The organism is Hyphomicrobium sp. DY-1, assembly GCF_047497105.1.
In the GTDB taxonomy this organism is placed as follows: Bacteria; Pseudomonadota; Alphaproteobacteria; order Rhizobiales; family Hyphomicrobiaceae; genus Hyphomicrobium_B.
This window is the reverse complement of record NZ_CP134870.1, coordinates 3313055-3328724: the sequence shown is the minus strand read 5'-3', so window position 1 is coordinate 3328724 and position 15670 is coordinate 3313055. Positions and strand designations below refer to the sequence as shown.

Annotated in this window: 15 protein-coding genes; 12 read left to right on the top strand and 3 right to left on the bottom strand. The window is 60.5% G+C overall.

The window, feature by feature from the left end; genetic code table 11:
- The first annotated feature begins 23 nt into the window (after positions 1-23).
- The 7 genes from plsY to rpmG all read left to right on the top strand — a co-directional run bounded on the left by plsY (position 24) and on the right by rpmG (position 8819).
- On the top strand, positions 24-656 hold the full coding sequence (gene plsY / locus RLW41_RS16060; RefSeq protein WP_414462113.1) for a glycerol-3-phosphate 1-O-acyltransferase PlsY: 633 nt from the start codon (positions 24-26) through the stop codon (positions 654-656).
- The gene (dprA, locus tag RLW41_RS16055) at positions 640-1821 is read left to right on the top strand and encodes a DNA-processing protein DprA (RefSeq protein ID WP_414462112.1); all 1182 of its coding nucleotides are present in this window, start codon (positions 640-642) and stop codon (positions 1819-1821) included. Before plsY ends, dprA begins: the two co-directional genes overlap by 17 nt.
- 434 nt (positions 1822-2255) lie before the next feature.
- Complete coding sequence (topA, locus tag RLW41_RS16050) at positions 2256-5048, top strand: type I DNA topoisomerase (protein ID WP_414464599.1); 2793 nt, start codon at positions 2256-2258, stop codon at positions 5046-5048.
- Between the two features lie 23 nt (positions 5049-5071).
- Entirely contained in the window at positions 5072-7348 is a 2277-nt protein-coding gene (gene rnr, locus RLW41_RS16045; protein WP_414462111.1) for a ribonuclease R, read from the top strand.
- A 57-nt stretch (positions 7349-7405) separates the two neighbouring features.
- A complete protein-coding gene (locus RLW41_RS16040; protein WP_409562619.1) occupies positions 7406-7864 on the top strand; it encodes a DUF983 domain-containing protein in 459 nt (152 codons plus the stop codon).
- A 6-nt stretch (positions 7865-7870) separates the two neighbouring features.
- The gene (locus RLW41_RS16035; RefSeq protein WP_409562618.1) at positions 7871-8575 is read left to right on the top strand and encodes an NUDIX hydrolase; all 705 of its coding nucleotides are present in this window, start codon (positions 7871-7873) and stop codon (positions 8573-8575) included.
- 76 nt (positions 8576-8651) lie between these two features.
- Entirely contained in the window at positions 8652-8819 is a 168-nt protein-coding gene (gene rpmG, locus RLW41_RS16030) for a 50S ribosomal protein L33 (protein WP_013946760.1), read from the top strand.
- Positions 8820-9397: 578 nt separating this feature from the next.
- Here rpmG and RLW41_RS16025 read toward each other — a convergent pair.
- Complete coding sequence (locus RLW41_RS16025; protein ID WP_409562617.1) at positions 9398-10768, bottom strand: PleD family two-component system response regulator; 1371 nt, start codon at positions 10766-10768, stop codon at positions 9398-9400.
- A gap of 24 nt (positions 10769-10792) precedes the next feature.
- Positions 10793-11227, bottom strand: a complete 435-nt coding sequence (locus RLW41_RS16020) for a response regulator (RefSeq protein WP_409562616.1) — start codon at positions 11225-11227, stop codon at positions 10793-10795.
- Between the two features lie 50 nt (positions 11228-11277).
- Here RLW41_RS16020 and RLW41_RS16015 point away from each other — a divergent pair, with 50 nt between their 5' ends.
- Positions 11278-11640, top strand: a complete 363-nt coding sequence (locus RLW41_RS16015; RefSeq protein WP_414462110.1) for a DUF3572 domain-containing protein — start codon at positions 11278-11280, stop codon at positions 11638-11640.
- 7 nt (positions 11641-11647) lie between these two features.
- On the opposite strand, the gene RLW41_RS16010 is transcribed toward RLW41_RS16015, so the two are convergent.
- The gene (locus RLW41_RS16010) at positions 11648-12532 is read right to left on the bottom strand and encodes a cell envelope integrity EipB family protein (RefSeq protein ID WP_013946756.1); all 885 of its coding nucleotides are present in this window, start codon (positions 12530-12532) and stop codon (positions 11648-11650) included.
- A 130-nt stretch (positions 12533-12662) separates the two neighbouring features.
- Between RLW41_RS16010 and RLW41_RS16005 the strand changes: the two genes are divergently transcribed.
- The 4 genes from RLW41_RS16005 (at position 12663) to RLW41_RS15990 (ending at position 15635) form a co-directional block, all read left to right on the top strand.
- Positions 12663-13124 (top strand): RidA family protein, encoded by a 462-nt coding sequence (locus RLW41_RS16005; RefSeq protein WP_414462109.1) that lies wholly within the window; start codon positions 12663-12665, stop codon positions 13122-13124.
- Between the two features lie 4 nt (positions 13125-13128).
- Positions 13129-13881, top strand: a complete 753-nt coding sequence (locus RLW41_RS16000) for a glycerophosphodiester phosphodiesterase family protein (protein ID WP_414462108.1) — start codon at positions 13129-13131, stop codon at positions 13879-13881.
- Positions 13882-13998: 117 nt separating this feature from the next.
- The gene (locus tag RLW41_RS15995; protein ID WP_414462107.1) at positions 13999-15171 is read left to right on the top strand and encodes a GNAT family N-acetyltransferase; all 1173 of its coding nucleotides are present in this window, start codon (positions 13999-14001) and stop codon (positions 15169-15171) included.
- A 44-nt stretch (positions 15172-15215) separates the two neighbouring features.
- Positions 15216-15635, top strand: coding sequence for an HIT family protein (locus tag RLW41_RS15990; protein ID WP_414462106.1), 420 nt, complete (start codon positions 15216-15218; stop codon positions 15633-15635).
- Positions 15636-15670: the final 35 nt, after the last annotated feature.

Genomic DNA, 15670 nt, shown 5'->3' with positions numbered 1-15670 from the left:
TTCGCACACGAGAGATTCCACTCATGAGCTTGTTGTCACCCTTGGCTTTGCTGACGGACAACGGCTCATGGCAGCCGCACGCTGTGGCGGCACTTCTAGGTTATCTGCTCGGCTCCATTCCGTTCGGCCTACTGCTGACACGCGCCGCCGGACTGGGCGACATCCGCAGCATCGGCTCGGGCAATATCGGTGCGACCAACGTCCTCCGCACGGGCAATAAAAGGCTCGCCGCCGCGACGCTTCTGCTTGATGCCGCCAAAGGCGCCGCCGCCGTCCTGATCGCACGCGCCTGGCTCGGCGAAACCGCCGCAATGGTGGCCGGTCTCGCAGCCTTCCTCGGACACATCTATCCGGTTTGGCTTGGCTTCAAAGGCGGCAAGGGCGTCGCGACGTACCTCGGCGTTCTCATTGCCCTCGCTTGGCAACTCGCACTGCTTTTTGCCGTGCTTTGGCTTGCAGTTGCGAAAGTCGGCAAGATATCCTCGCTTGCGGCCATCGTTGCGACGATTGCCGTTCCCGTCGCCGCCTGGATATGGGGAGAACGCGCGCTCGCCATCACCGTCACGTTGATGAGCATCGTGGTGCTCATCAAACATCGCGCCAATATCGAACGTCTGATGGCTGGGGAGGAGCCGCGGATTGGCTCCAAAACCTGATCAGCCAGAGCTTTTCAATCCTTCGCCGCCGCCTGCCGGGCTCTCCGACGAAGAACGGATTGCCTGCCTGCGCCTGATCCGCTCGGAGAACGTCGGGCCTGTTACCTTTCGCGATCTGATCAATTACTATGGTGGCGCAGCAAAAGCGCTGGAGATCCTGCCGACGCTGTCACGGCGTGGCGGCTCAGGGCGGCCGATCCGAATTTGCCCAAAAGCCGACGCCGAACGCGAACTCGCGACTGCTGCACGCATCGGCGCAATGCCGTTCTTCACCGTGGAGCGCGACTATCCGCAGGTTCTGGCGGGCATCGAAGCTCCCCCGCCTATGCTTTATGTGAAAGGTGATCTGGACCTGTTGAAACGGCCGTCCATAGCGATCGTTGGCTCGCGCCAATCCTCAGCGGCAGGCATGCAACTAACCAGATTGTTTGCGAGCCAATTGGCGGAAGCAGGCTTCGTCATCGTGTCCGGCCTTGCCCGCGGCATCGACAAAGCCGCACACGAAGCGTCTTTGGGCAGCGGAACGATCGCTGTGGTCGCAGGAGGCATCGACTGGGTCTATCCGCCGGAACACGCCGAGCTTCAGGCCCGCATCGGTACGGAAGGCTGCCTCGTCACGGAACGCCCTCCCGGATTGAAACCCCGCGATAAGGACTTCCCCCGGCGCAATCGCATCATTGCGGGCCTCGTCTACGGCGTCGTCATCGTCGAAGCCGCCGCCCGCTCGGGCACGCTGGTCACTGCGCGCTACGCGAACGAGCTCGGCCGCGAGGTCTTCGCGGTCCCCGGCCACCCACTCGACCCGCGCGCTGAAGGCACTAACCGCCTGATTAAGCAGGGCGCCACTCTGGTGACGGACGTCTCGGACATTATTGAGGTCTTGAGGCCGATCCTTGGTGTCGAAGAACGCCGGTTCGATTTCACTGACCGAGAGCCACAACCGACCGCCCTCCCATCACCTCCCGCGCCCGAGATGGCATCGGAAGATGTTCTGAATGCCGTTCTGACGGCTCTAGGACCTGCGCCCGTCGCCACTGACGCCATCGCCCGCCAAACGGGCCTTAACGTCCAAGCCGTCCAGGTTGCCCTCCTGGAACTCGATCTGGCGGGGCGCATCGAGCGGCAGGGGCAAAGCCTGGTCGCCCTGAAGGCGACTGCGATTTGAGCCCTACGACCGCTCCTTGCGCTCGTTAGGAGCCTCGCCTGAGCGTCTCGCGCTGTGCCTCGGCGTGCGATATCGCGAGCATGCGAGACAGCTTCCGGCACCCATGCTGGTCCGCCATTTGCTGCAATTGTCCCAGCAAATCAGCGAGATACTCAAGCCGTTCCCGCCGGTCATCCCTCGAACCGCCGGAAAGCCGATTATGATGCAAATCGTCCATTGTGCTTGCGATCATTCCCACCACCATCCATATCCGGAGTACATCTTACTCTCCGAATGATTGCAATATAAATAAATACACAATTTAAAATTGAAAATCGGCCGATTTGACAGCGCCGCGGCGATCAACCATGTTCCCGGCCCGCCGGGCGGCCGAGATGAAGCCCGCAGATCCGCAGCATTTGCGGGTTGAACGGCGTGAGGAGCGAAATCGCCAGATGAACGTCGTCATCGTCGAATCCGCCGCTAAGGCCAAGACGATCAATAAATATTTGGGTTCGGGGTACAAGGTCATCGCGTCCTACGGGCACGTGCGCGACCTGCCGGCCAAAGATGGCTCTGTGGAGCCCGATCATGATTTCAACATGCACTGGGAAGTCGATACGAAATCCCAGAAGATCATGCGCGAAATCGCCGAAGCGGTAAAAAAAGCCGACAAGCTGATCCTCGCGACCGACCCTGATCGCGAAGGCGAAGCCATCTCCTGGCACATCCTGCAAATTCTCAATCAGAAGAAGGCGCTCGGCAAAGACACCGAAGTCGAGCGCGTGGCGTTCAATGCCATTACCAAGCAGTCGATCCTCGCCGCGCTGAAAGAGCCGCGCAAGATCGACGAACCGCTGGTTGACGCCTACCTCGCCCGCCGGGCGCTGGATTATCTCGTTGGTTTTACGCTGTCTCCCGTCCTATGGCGCAAGCTTCCGGGCTCGCGTTCGGCGGGCCGCGTCCAATCGGTGGCGCTTCGCTTGGTTTGCGACCGCGAGGCCGAGATCGAGGCGTTCAAGACCGAAGAATACTGGACGATCGAGGCGCTCCTTTCGACCGCCAAGAACGAAGACGTCCGCTCACGCCTCGTCGCCATCGACGGCACGGTGCTGAAGAAGCTCGATATTAAAGACGAGGCGACCGCGACGGCGATCCGCAAGGCGCTGCTCGGACAGGATTTCCGCATCGCGTCCGTTGAGAAGAAGGCCACGAAGCGCAATCCGTTTCCGCCGTTCACGACGTCCACGCTCCAGATGGACGCCTCCCGCAAGCTCGGGTTCTCGGCCAAGCAGACGATGCAGATCGCCCAGCGCCTCTACGAAGGTGTCGACATCGGGGGCGAGACGGTCGGCCTCATTACTTACATGCGAACCGACGGCGTCCAGATCGTGCCGGAAGCCGTCAGCCAGATCCGCGACGTGATCTCGGCCGAATACGGCAAGAACTACACGCCGTTCGCACGCGAATACAAAACCAAGGCCAAGAACGCCCAAGAAGCGCACGAAGCCATCCGCCCGACCGATCCGCGCCGCAAGCCGGACCAGGTCCGCAAGCACCTCGAAAAGGATCAGGCGGCACTTTACGACCTGATCTGGAAGCGCACCATCGCCAGCCAAATGGCCGCCGCCGACATCGAGCAGACGACGGCAGAAATCGACGTCAAAGGTTCTGACGGCAAAGCTTATGGCCTCCGCGCCAACGGCTCGGTTCTGATGTTCGACGGCTTCCTCAAGGTCTACGAGGAAGGCCGCGACGACCGCGTTCGCACCATCGAAAAAGGCAAGGACGACACCGCCGACGAGGACGACGACAGCCGTCGCTTGCCGCCGCTCGCGGTCGGCGATCGCCTGAAAGACAAAGAGATCAGCGCCGACCAGCATTTCACGCAGCCGCCGCCGCGTTTCTCGGAGGCAACGCTAGTGAAGCGCATGGAAGAGCTCGGCATCGGCCGCCCGTCGACCTATGCCTCGACGATGGCCGTGCTCGTCGACCGCGATTACGTCCGCATCGAGAAGAAGCGTCTGATCCCGGAAGATAAGGGCCGCCTCGTCATCGCGTTCCTCGAAAGCTTCTTCAAGCGCTACGTCGAATACGATTTCACCGCCGACCTCGAAGAAAAGCTCGACCTCATCTCCAACGACGAGCTGGAATACAAGCAAGTGCTGCGCGATTTCTGGCGCGACTTCATGGCGGCCGTCGGCGAGATCAAGGATCTTCGCGTCGGCGATGTCCTGGAAGCGCTGAACGAAATGCTTGGACCGCACGTCTTCCCCGATAAGGGCGACGGTAGCGATCCGCGCCTCTGTCCGAAGTGCGGCACAGGACGCCTGAGCCTGAAAATCTCAGGTAAATACGGCGCCTTCATCGGCTGCGGAAATTACCCTGAGTGCAACTATACCCGTCAGTTGACGCAAAGCTCCGACGGCGACGCCGCCGCGCTCGACGGCAAAATCCTCGGCTACAACGATGACGGTCTTGCCGTCACGATGAAGACGGGCCGCTTCGGACCTTACATCCAGCTCGGCGAAGCCGAAGGCGACGAGAAGCCGAAGCGCTCGAGCATTCCGCGCGGCATCGACGCTGCGACCCTCGATTTCGAACGCGCGATGCAGCTTCTGTCGCTGCCGCGCGATGTTGGCGAGCATCCCGACGAAGGCGGCATGATTACAGCCGGTCTCGGCCGTTTTGGGCCGTTCATCGTACATGAGAAGGACGGCGCGAAAACGTACGTCAACCTCGAAAGCCTGGAAGACGTCTTCACGATTGGCCTCAATCGCGCTGTCACGCTCATCGCTGAAAAGCGCGCAGGCGGCGGCAAGAGCCGCTTCCAGCGTAACGCACCGAAGGTCGTTAAGGACCTCGGCGTGCACCCGAGCGAAGGCGGAGCAGTGCAGGTGCTCGAAGGCCGTTATGGTCCCTACGTCACGCACAACAAAGTCAACGCCACCGTTCCCAAGGCGAAGAACCCCGCCGAGCTGACGATGGACGAAGCCGTCGCTCTCATCAACGAGCGCATCGCCAACGGCGGTGGCAAGAAGGGCAAGCCCGCGCGCGGTGCCAAGGCAAAAGCCGCGAAGGACGACAAACCCGCGAAAGCGCCAAAAGCTGACAAGGCCGCCGCACCGAAAGCCGCGAAGAAGCCAGCTGCGACGAAAACCGCAGCGGCCAAAGCCGAAAAAGCGCCAGCCAAGAAAGCGCCGGCAACGGCCGCTGGAGCCAAGAAACTCGCGAGGGCAAAGGCCTGACCGCAAAACGACGAGGCGCAAAGGTGGCCCGCAAATCGAGCCCGGCGCGAGCCCCGGCCGATGGCGGTCTGCCGAGCAAGGAGCAGATTCTCGAATTCCTGAATTCCGCTCCGGGCAAAGCCGGCAAGCGCGAGATCGCTCGCGCCTTCGGCGTATCAGGCGGCGCGAAGATTGCGTTGAAGCGCCTGCTCGCCGAAATGACGGACGAAGGCGCCCTCTCAGGCGACAAGAAGCACCTGCGCGAAAAGGGCAAGCTGCCGCCCGTCACGACGCTTGAAGTCACCGGCCGCGATGACGACGGCGACCTTCTTGCTAAACCTCTTCAGTGGGAAGAGTCCGACGGCAAGCGCCCAGTCGTTCGCGTTGTCGCGACCCGCGATGGACGCGACGCGGAGATCGGCATCGGCGATCACATTCTGGCGCGCCTACAAAAGTTGCCCCGCGGCAGCGGGCAGGCGTCTTACGAAGCGACGCCGATCAAGAAGCTGCCGCGCGAGAAGCGCCGGCTGCTCGGCATCTTCCGCGCGTCGAAGCGCGGCGGCGGAACCATCGAACCGATCGACCGCAAGGAATTGAAGAGCTGGCCGATCCTGCCCGACGACATGGGTAGCGCGGAAGATGGCGACCTCGTGCGCTTCCAGCTCAATCGCCGCGGCCGCTTCGCAACGCCGCGCGCAGAGATCGTCGAAAGCCTGGGCAACCCCGACGATCAACGCAAGATTTCGCTCATCGCCATTCACGCCCACGGCATCCCAGAGGACTTTCCTGAATCCGTCCTGCAAGAGTGCGAGACGCTCCCGCCTCCGACGATGGACAGGCGCACGGACCTCAGAAACGTCCCGCTGTTGACGATCGACCCCATCGACGCCCGCGACCATGACGACGCCGTCCATGCCGAGCCCGACACCGATCCGAAAAATTCCGGTGGCTTTATCGTCACCGTCGCCATCGCTGATGTCGCCCACTACATTCGTCCTGGCTCGAAGCTCGACCGCGAGGCGCAACTGCGCGGCAACTCGGTCTACTTCCCAGATCGCGTCGTGCCGATGCTGCCGGAGAAAATCTCGAACGATCTGTGTTCGCTACGTGAGCTTGAGGAACGCCCCTGCCTCGCCGTTCGCATGATCTTCGGCAAGCATGGCGAGAAGCGAAAGCACACGTTCCTTCGCGCCATGATGAAGTCGGCTGCGAAGCTCTCCTACCAGGAAGCGCAGGCCGCCATCGATGGTAAACCCTCCGACAAATGCCAACCGCTAATGGAGCGCGCGCTGCTCCCGCTGTGGGCTGCCTATCGCGCCGTCGCGAAAGCCCGCGAAAACCGCGGCCCGCTCGACCTCGATCTGCCCGAGCGCCGTATCGTGCTCGACGAGGAAGGCAAGGTTGCGCGCGTCGTCACACCGGAACGACTCGAAGCCCATCGCCTGATCGAAGAGTTCATGATCCAGGCGAACGTCGCTGCCGCCGAGACGCTCGAAGAAAAGCGCCTGCCGCTCGTCTATCGCGTTCACGATCAGCCCAGCCCCGAGAAGCTCAAAGGCCTGCGCGACTTCCTCGAAACGCTCGATATGAAAATTCCGCACGCGGGCGCACTGAAGCCGGAAGCCTTCAATCGCGTGCTTGAGCAGGCGAAAGACCTTCCCGTACCGGATCTCATCAGCGAAGTGATCCTGCGTTCGCAATCGCAAGCCGAATACAATCCGAAGAACATCGGCCACTTCGGCCTGAACCTCGTCCGCTATGCACACTTCACGTCGCCGATCCGCCGCTACGCCGACTTGATCGTCCATCGCGCGCTGATCCGCGCATTGAGCCTCGGCCCCGACGGATTGACCGATGATGAAATTCCGCGTCTCGCGAGCGTCGCCAAGGCCATCTCAGATACCGAGCGCCGCGCCATGTCCGCCGAGCGCGAGACGACCGACCGTCTGATCGCCGCTCACTTGGCCGATCGCATCGGAGTGACGTTCACGGCGCGCATCGCGGGCGTGACGCGCTCGGGTCTTTTCGTGCGCTTGAAGGACACCGGCGCCGACGGCTACATCCCGATTAGCAGCCTCGGCAACGACTACTATCACCACGTTGAAGCTGCCCACGCGCTGATCGGCGCCCGATCCGGCGAAGGCTATCGCCTCGGCGACACCGTCGAGGTCCGCCTGCTTGAAGCCATCCCATCGGCGGGGGCATTGCGCTTCGAAATGCTGACGGAGCCCTCACCCGGCAATTTCGGCTCGGGAAAGACATTGCGGCGCAACACGGGTGGCAAACGAAAATTCGGAAAGTTCCGCAGGCAACGACGCTGACGCCGCAGGCCGGCGCCTGATCTTGACCTGAAAGATGAGAGGCCCCATCACGGAGTCATGGCAAATTTGGCCGACAAGATCATCGATGCTGATGCCCAGACGGACCGTAATGTCTGGCAGGCCATGAGGCGCGGCTGGCGACAGCGCTGCCCGAGCTGCGAGACCGGCCGGATCTACGGCAAATATCTCAAAGTCAACGATGTCTGCTCCGATTGCGGCACGGAACTGTTTCATCAGCGCGCCGACGACGCCCCACCCTACTTCGTCATGACGATCACCGCGCACGTCATCGTCGCCGGCATTCTCATCACCGAACAGCTCTATTCTCCGCCAACCTGGGTTCAGCTTTCGATCTGGATGCCGGCGCTGGTGATCTTAAGCCTCTGGCTGCTGCCGCGCGTCAAAGGCGCATTGATAGGGTATCAGTGGGCGCTGCGGATGCACGGCTTCGGTGATCCGAGCCTCGACGAGCCTGAGAAATGGCCGCCGCCTCCGGCCGAGACGGACACGCGGTAACGAGCCGTGTCCGCGGAACCTCTCGAAAATTCTACGTCCGATGTTCCCGTTCGCGACGCCGCGTGCCTACTCGTCGCCGACCTCAGCAACGCTGAACCCAAACTGCTGATGGGACGCCGTCATTCCAATCAAGTCTTCCTGCCCAACAAATGGGTCTTCCCCGGTGGCCGCGTCGAAGACGAAGATCGCCACTTCGCAAAGCAGTTCTCAGGACAATTCTCGCCTGCCGATCTGGCCGATGAGATCAAACCTTTTGCGCTTGCAGGCATCCGCGAGCTTTTCGAGGAGACAGGGCTGCTGATCGGCAAAGAAGGCGCGCTGCCCGAAACATTGCCTGCCTGGCAGACGTTTGCCGCATCAGGGCACGCCCCTGCTCCCGCGAACCTTATTCCGTTTGCGCGCGCGATAACGCCGCCTGGCCGTGTTCGCCGTTACGACACCTGGTTCTTCCTTGCAGTTTCCGAAGCGGTCTCTGCCGATCGCTCTGCGACGGACGACGAGCTGCTCGATCTTGGGTGGTTTACGTTATCGGAAGCCGCGGCGCTGGATTTGCCAAACATCACGCGGCTTGTGCTTAATGACGTGGCCGAACTTCTCGAAGCCGCGCCGGTATTTCGCAACAGCGCCGAACGCCTGCCTTTCTATTATTCCGCAGGCTCATCCTTCCACCGCGACCTGATATCGTGTAAAGTCGCACCTCCGATGCCTTGACACGGCAAAGTTGACGCGTATGTTGCGCGCTCCCTGGCCAAGGTTTCTTGGCATTTTTCACTTAAGGCCACGATCCATGGCAAAGCCAGTCACGCAGAAAATCAAATTGTTGTCGTCCGCCGGAACCGGTTTCTTCTACGTCACGAAGAAAAATCCGCGCACGGCAACCGAAAAGCTTGTTTTCAAGAAGTACGACCCCGTTGCGCGTAAGCACGTGGAATTCAAAGAAACAAAAATTAAATAAGCCGTGCTGCTGCTCAGCCGATTACGGCTGAACTTGACGGATATCAATCGTGTTGAGGAAGCTCTGGCTGATGATGTGGCCAGGGCTTAAAGCAAACTCGGCAGCGGGGTAAATCGTTCCGAGACAGCTTCGCAACCCTGGCCACGACCGGGCGAGGTTCAAAGAGGGCGTTGTTCCCCACCCAGCTTCGCGATCGATCCTCCGCAACCGTTCGAGGAGGCCACTCGTGTGGTCGCTTGGTTCGATCATACCCACTCTACCAGGCTTTGCGGCGGGCCCGATAGCGCGGGATTTTATAGGCGTCACCTAGCGGCGAGTGCACGCAAGGCCGACGTCAAAATCGTAAGAATTCCTATTTATCCCCACTTAGACGCGTAGATTGGTGCCAGATTACGACGCGGAAAGCAACAACTGCTTTACTGTGTCGCCGGCGCTACGATTCACGCAAGCTTGCTTGTATGGCGTTCACGACTAACCGCCAGAAAAGCATAGCTATTTTCTGACATCTGCGTGACGGTTGCGTTGTTCTCAAATTGCGGCTTGCCCGCAAGCAACGTGACTTTCGGCTAAAGTCTCATTTACGCGGCGTCGACCACAACGCGGTTCCGGCCGCGTCTCTTGGCGATGTAAAGGGCGCTATCCGCCCGCTTGAACATCGTCTCCGGCGTGTCGTCTGCCGTCTCCAACGTGCCGATCCCGACGCTCGCCGTCACCCGGATATTCTGACCATCACCGATCCGGAATTCATCGGAGGCAACGCATGCGCGCAGGCGCTCGCCGACCTGATAAGCGTGCGTTAGATCAGTGTCCGGCATAATGATCACGAACTCCTCGCCGCCGAACCGGCAGGCAAGATCGATCCCGCGCGTATTGCGCCGCAAGCGCACGGAAAACTCCCTCAGCACTTCATCACCGACATCGTGCCCGTAGGTATCGTTGACGTTCTTGAAGTGATCGATGTCGGCGACCAGCATCGACAGGCTGCGCCCGGTCCGGACCGCTTCCGAAACAAGCGTCCGCAAATGGCCTTCCATGTAGCGACGGTTATGTAGCCCAGTCAGCGAATCCGTAATCGACAGCTCGACGCTTTCCGCGAGCCGATGGCGAAGAAAATCCGAATGCCGCTTCCGCTTGATCTGGGTTTTGACACGCGCCAGCAGTTCATGGCGATCGATCGGCCGCATCAGGTAGTCGTTGACGCCCATATCGAGGCCGCGCAGCAGGCGCGCTTCATCGCCAGGCTCGACCAGCATGATGACCGGTAGATGCCGCGTCCGTTCGAGCGATCTGACCTGCGAGCAAAGCCGCAAGCCGTCCGAGCCGCTCAATGAAAGACTGACGATGAGCAGATCAAATCCGCCCTCCGCGAGCCGAACGAGCGCGGTCTGCGCATCCCGTTCGAGATGCGCGTCGTTCGCGCGCGACAGCACTTCGAGCAGACGCGTCGCCGACCGCTCATGATCGTCGACCAGCAGAACACGCCCCGTCCTCGCCGACAGAGCCCGCGCGAGCGAACCGTCGTCGGGAATGCCCATAGTACGGCCCGTCGACGCGCGCATCATCATTTCGTCGTTGAGCATTTTGAGGCGTGCAAGGTTCCGCACGCGCGTCACGAGCGCGATGTCGTCGACCGGCTTGGTGAGGAAATCGTCCGCACCGCTCTCCAGCCCGAGCACCTTGTCGGACGGCTGATCGAGGGCGGTGACCATGACGACGGGAATGTGGTGCGTGAGATGACTGCCTTTGATGCGTCGGCACGTTTCGAAGCCATCCATGCCCGGCATCATGACGTCGAGAAGCACGACGTCAACGCTCTCATGCTCAAGGATATCCAGCGCCTGCTGCCCGCTGTTCGCCGTGAGAACTTCGAAATATTCCGCCTGAAGCCTCGCTTCGAGAAGCTTCACGTTTGCCAGAATATCGTCGACGACGAGAACGCGCGCGGTCATGAGCTGAAAAATCTTTGAAGAATACTAGGCCTTCGATGCACCGATGAACTTCCGGACGGTTTCGAGGAAAGACGTGACGGAGATCGGTTTCGAGATGTACGCTTCGCAACCGCCTGAACGGATGCGTTCTTCATCGCCTTTCATCGCGAAGGCCGTGACCGCGACGATGGGAATTTGGCAAAGCGTATCGTCGTCCTTTAGCCAGCGCGTGACCTCTAGCCCGGATACCTCCGGCAGCTGAATGTCCATCAAGATGAGATCGGGACGATGCTTGCGCGCAAGTTCGAGAGCCTCGAAACCATTGCGCGTCTGAATTGTCTGATAACCGTGCGCAACAAGGAGATCGTTGAAGAGCTTCATATTGAGCTCGTTGTCTTCAACGATCAGGACAGATTGCGCACCGAGCCGCGGCTCGGGCGAACGACGCTCGACGCTCATTCCCGTTTCCTGATACGTCATAGCAACCGCCTAGGCTCCTTGCGGCCGTTGTGCACCGATTCTCCGTTGAATTGGCGCTCGACTTTGCCCCTGAAAGCGGTAACCAACAGTTAACGACACCTCGACGATTAGGTAACCATATGTTCCGATCGAAGCCCGCGCGATTGACCGAGGAACGAGCAGAAGCACTCGCGTTGCAGATACTGACGTACGTGCTCGCCGACCCCAAGCAGATTTCGCGCTTTCTGGCGCTGACCGGAAGCGACCCGCACGACCTTCGCAACATCGCCTCTTCGCGCGAGATGCAGCTGGCGACGCTCGAGTTTCTATTGTCCGATGAAGGGCTTCTTCTGGCATTTTGCCAGGAGAACGGGATTGACCCGGCGCTGATTGCACCGGCCCATCAGCTACTCGCCAGCCCGATCGACGACTGAAGTAAATTTATTTCGTCGGCGCCGCCGTGGCGGGGCACTTACCGGGTTCAAGGAAAGTCAGCTCCTTGAGATCGCCCCTGATCGAAAACTCACCGTAATCGATCTTGAGATCGCTCGTGACGCCATTCTCGAAATAGCGGAACGACAGCTCGTAAGCGGGCGTCTGATCTTCGTGCTCTTTGCCGGCATCGAAATAACTGATCGTCATCGGCCAGGATTCGACCTTCGCCAGCTGATCGGCACCCTTGAATGTGCCGACAGACGCATCCGGACCAGTCCCGAACTTTTTGCCGATGATCGTGTTGGTTAGGTAGTATTTCTCGCCCTTCTCCGAACCGTCGTAGAGATTGGCGGTGAACATCTTGACGCCGCTCTTGGCGGCTTGAACCAAGGTCGAAGCGTGCTGCATAGGGAAATAAATGTCGGTCGGCAGCGATAACCGCTTCTTGGCGGGCTTCACGAGATCGACACCGACGACCGGCGTCGCGCCCTTCGTCCTTAGCGCATCACCTTGGCTCGAATCCGCTAGCTCATCATTCTGATATTGCGTCGATGAAAAACGGAGCTTTTTGGCGTCCGCCTCTTCCCAGCTGGAATTTCTAAGATCGCTGACCGTCTCGACGCCGTCCTGGTTCGTCATCACAGTGACGAAGCGCATGTTCTGCGTATAACCCTCGCACGGCGAGCCCTTCAGCTCATAAACCATCCGGCCGACGATTCCGGTCACGCCCGAGCCAGCCGAAGCATCGCCCAACGATAGATCGTATACGGCGCGATGCGGCGAAAACGGCACAAGCTCTGCAGCTGCCGCAGAATGGCTCGCCATTCCCGATGCAAGGCCCGCTACCAGGGTCGAAAGCGCTACCAAAGCGTAGCCAAAACGCGTCGTCATCGAACTTAGCTCGCTCTCCGGGCAGAAAAGGCTATAGGTACCGCAAACAAGATGGCAGATAAAGCATTTACAAAAGGGCGTTGCGACGGCCACAAGCTACTGAACAACCTAAACATCGAGTAATCTTTCAATGACCTCCATCGAACAGCGGCTGGCCGAATTGGGCTTAAAACTCCCCGAGGCTCCGCAACCCGTCGCCAACTACGTGCCGTTTCTTCTTTCGGGCGATCAACTCTTCATCTCAGGCCAGATCGCCAAGGACGGCGCTGGCCGCATTCTCACGGGAACGCTCGGCGCCGGTGTCTTGATCGAGGAAGGCCAGGAAGCCGCTCGCCACTGCGCACTCAACCTGCTGGCGCAGGCCAAGGCCGCCCTCGGCGATCTCGGCCGCATCGTGCAGGTCCTGCGGCTCACAGGCTTCGTCGCCTCCGCGCCCGACTTTTACGACCAGCCGAAAGTCATCAACGGCGCATCCGACTTGATGGTCGCCGCCCTGGGCGATTCAGGCCGCCACACCCGTTCCGCCGTTGGAGTCGCGAGCCTGCCGTTGAACGCCTGCGTCGAGATCGACGCCATCTTCAAGGTGCGCTGACGTCATGGCCGATCATGCCGCGTTTTTCCGGCCCGTCGCGCACCGTGGGCTGCACGACAGCAAACGCGGCATCATCGAAAACACCTGCCCCGCATTCGAAGCGGCCATTGCTGCCGGTTACGGCATCGAATGCGATATCCGTCCGATCAAACGCGGCGTTCCGGTCGTTTTTCATGACGAGACATTGCAAAGGCTCGTCGGGGGCCGCGGCCTCGTCGCCGACCTGAAGGAAAGCGACCTCAAAACGCTGCGCCACCGCGACAGCAACGCACCCATTCTCACGCTCGCCGCACTGCTCGATCTGGTCGCCGGACGCGTGCCACTTCTGATCGAGATCAAAAGCGAGTGGGAGCCGCCGAACAAAACGTTCATCGCCAATATCGCAGCGGCAGTCGCGGCGTACCCAGGCCCCATCGCGTTGATGTCATTCGACCCCGCCGTGATGGTCGCGATAAGGATGGCCGCCCCTGAGATCATGCGCGGTATAGTCTCCGGCAGCTATGAAGGACCGGGCTGGTGGCCGCGCAAGATCGGTAAAGCCCGCGCCAAAGACCTTCGCGATCTGCTCGAATCGGGCGCCGTCGCACCTGATTTCTACGCCTACGAAGTCGATGCGCTGCCAACGCCCGTCACCGAATTCGTGCGCCGGACGTTAGGTCTTCCCGTTTTCACCTGGACGGTCCGTACCGCCAAACAGCGCCGCATCGCCGAAACATGGGCAGATGCCATGATCTTCGAAGGCTTCCGGCCCGAGTAGTCGCAGCCCGCGACACTGCGTGCCTCCCGCGCCGCGCGTGACAGCCCTGCCGTGTAATCGCTTTGATCCTATATCAAGGCGTTGCATAGACTTTGCGCAGGCGCGACAAACGACCTAATGCCGATATTTTCCGACACCGCCGTCAATCTCGTTCCTTCGATCGCGACACTCGACGCCGCGCAGTGGGACGCATGCGCCAATCCAGATCCGGCGACTTTCAATCCGTTCGTCAGCCACGCCTTCCTGAAGGCATTGGAGGATTCGCATACTGTTGGCCGGCAGACCGGCTGGCTGCCGCGCCACCTCGTCATCAATGACGATGATGGAAACATCGCTGCCGTAGCCCCCGCCTACGTCAAATCCCACAGTCAGGGCGAATACGTTTTCGATCACGGCTGGGCAGATGCTTATGAGCGCGCAGGCGGGCGCTACTATCCAAAGCTTCAGATTGCCGTCCCGTTTACGCCGGTTCCCGGCCCGCGCCTTCTCGTCAAACCAGGCGAGAAAGCGCGGGCCGACGAACAAGTGCTGGCAGCCGCCGCAATTGAAGTCGCGCGCCAGGGCGGACTGTCATCCGTACACCTGACCTTCCTGAATGCCGAAACGGCCGAACGTTTGAAAGACCTCGGCTTCCTAACGCGTGTCGGCCAACAGTTCCATTGGCAGAACGACGGCTACGTATCATTCGATGATTTTCTGGCGTCGCTCGCCTCGCGCAAACGCAAGGCCGTAAAAAAGGAACGGCAGGCCGCCCTGGCACCCGGTATCGAGATCGAGCAGATCTCGGGCAAAGACATCACCGAAGACCATTGGGACGCGATGTTCACGTTCTACATGGACACTGGCAATCGCAAATGGGGCCGCCCCTACCTCAACCGCACGTTCTTTTCGCTGCTGGGCGAGACGATGGCCGAACACTGCCTCCTCGTATTCGCCAAGCGCGACGGGCGCTACATCGCAGGCGCTCTCAACATGATCGGCGGCGATTGTTTGTACGGCCGCTACTGGGGCGCCACGGAGCACCATCCTGCCCTGCATTTCGAGGTCTGCTATTACCAGGCAATCGATTATGCCATCGCCAACAAGCTGCCGCGCGTCGAAGCGGGCGCCCAGGGCGAGCATAAGCTCGCGCGCGGCTACCTGCCGGTCGAAACCTATTCGGCCCACTGGATCGCCGACCCATCGTTCCGCCGCGCCGTCGAGCGTTTCCTGACGCAAGAACGTGAGGCCGTCGCCCAGATGAATGCCGACTTGACCGAAATGGGTCCCTATCGCAAAGACGAGGCCTGAAGCGGCCCCGGCCGGGTGCCGCGATACCGGGCCGAGCGAACACCATGTCCTACGACAATTCCAATATTTTCGCGAAAATCCTGCGCGGCGAAATCCCGTGCCACAAAGTCTATGAGGATGCTGACGCCATCGTCTTTATGGACGTGATGCCCCAGACGTCGGGCCACACGCTCGTTGTGCCGAAAACGCCGTCGCGCAACCTGCTCGATGCCGATCCGGCTGTGCTCGCAAAGATCATCCCGCTGGTGCAGAAGGTCGCCATCGCCGCCAAAGCCGCCTTCAACGCCGACGGCATCAGCATCGCCCAATTCAATGAACCGGCTGGCGGACAGACAGTGTTTCACCTGCATTTCCACGTCATGCCGCGCTACGAGGGCAAACCCCTTCAGCTGCATGCGCGCCAAATGGAAGATGCCGCCATTCTTGCAGCCAACGCCGAGAAGCTGAAAGCAGCGCTGGCGTAACCTAACTAGGTGACGAGCCGGGCGTGCTCCCCTTC

What these genes read in the sequence shown, in the direction of transcription:
- plsY (WP_414462113.1), top strand. Translation starts at nt 24, where the DNA reads ATGAGCTTGTTGTCACCCTTGGCTTTGCTGACGGACAACGGCTCATGG.
- topA (WP_414464599.1), top strand. Translation starts at nt 2,256, where the DNA reads ATGAACGTCGTCATCGTCGAATCCGCCGCTAAGGCCAAGACGATCAAT.
- RLW41_RS16040 (WP_409562619.1), top strand. Translation starts at nt 7,406, where the DNA reads ATGGCAAATTTGGCCGACAAGATCATCGATGCTGATGCCCAGACGGAC.
- rpmG (WP_013946760.1), top strand. Translation starts at nt 8,652, where the DNA reads ATGGCAAAGCCAGTCACGCAGAAAATCAAATTGTTGTCGTCCGCCGGA.
- RLW41_RS16025 (WP_409562617.1), bottom strand. Translation starts at nt 10,768, where the DNA reads ATGACCGCGCGCGTTCTCGTCGTCGACGATATTCTGGCAAACGTGAAG.
- RLW41_RS16020 (WP_409562616.1), bottom strand. Translation starts at nt 11,227, where the DNA reads ATGACGTATCAGGAAACGGGAATGAGCGTCGAGCGTCGTTCGCCCGAG.
- RLW41_RS16010 (WP_013946756.1), bottom strand. Translation starts at nt 12,532, where the DNA reads ATGACGACGCGTTTTGGCTACGCTTTGGTAGCGCTTTCGACCCTGGTA.
- RLW41_RS16005 (WP_414462109.1), top strand. Translation starts at nt 12,663, where the DNA reads ATGACCTCCATCGAACAGCGGCTGGCCGAATTGGGCTTAAAACTCCCC.
- RLW41_RS16000 (WP_414462108.1), top strand. Translation starts at nt 13,129, where the DNA reads ATGGCCGATCATGCCGCGTTTTTCCGGCCCGTCGCGCACCGTGGGCTG.
- RLW41_RS15995 (WP_414462107.1), top strand. Translation starts at nt 13,999, where the DNA reads ATGCCGATATTTTCCGACACCGCCGTCAATCTCGTTCCTTCGATCGCG.
- RLW41_RS15990 (WP_414462106.1), top strand. Translation starts at nt 15,216, where the DNA reads ATGTCCTACGACAATTCCAATATTTTCGCGAAAATCCTGCGCGGCGAA.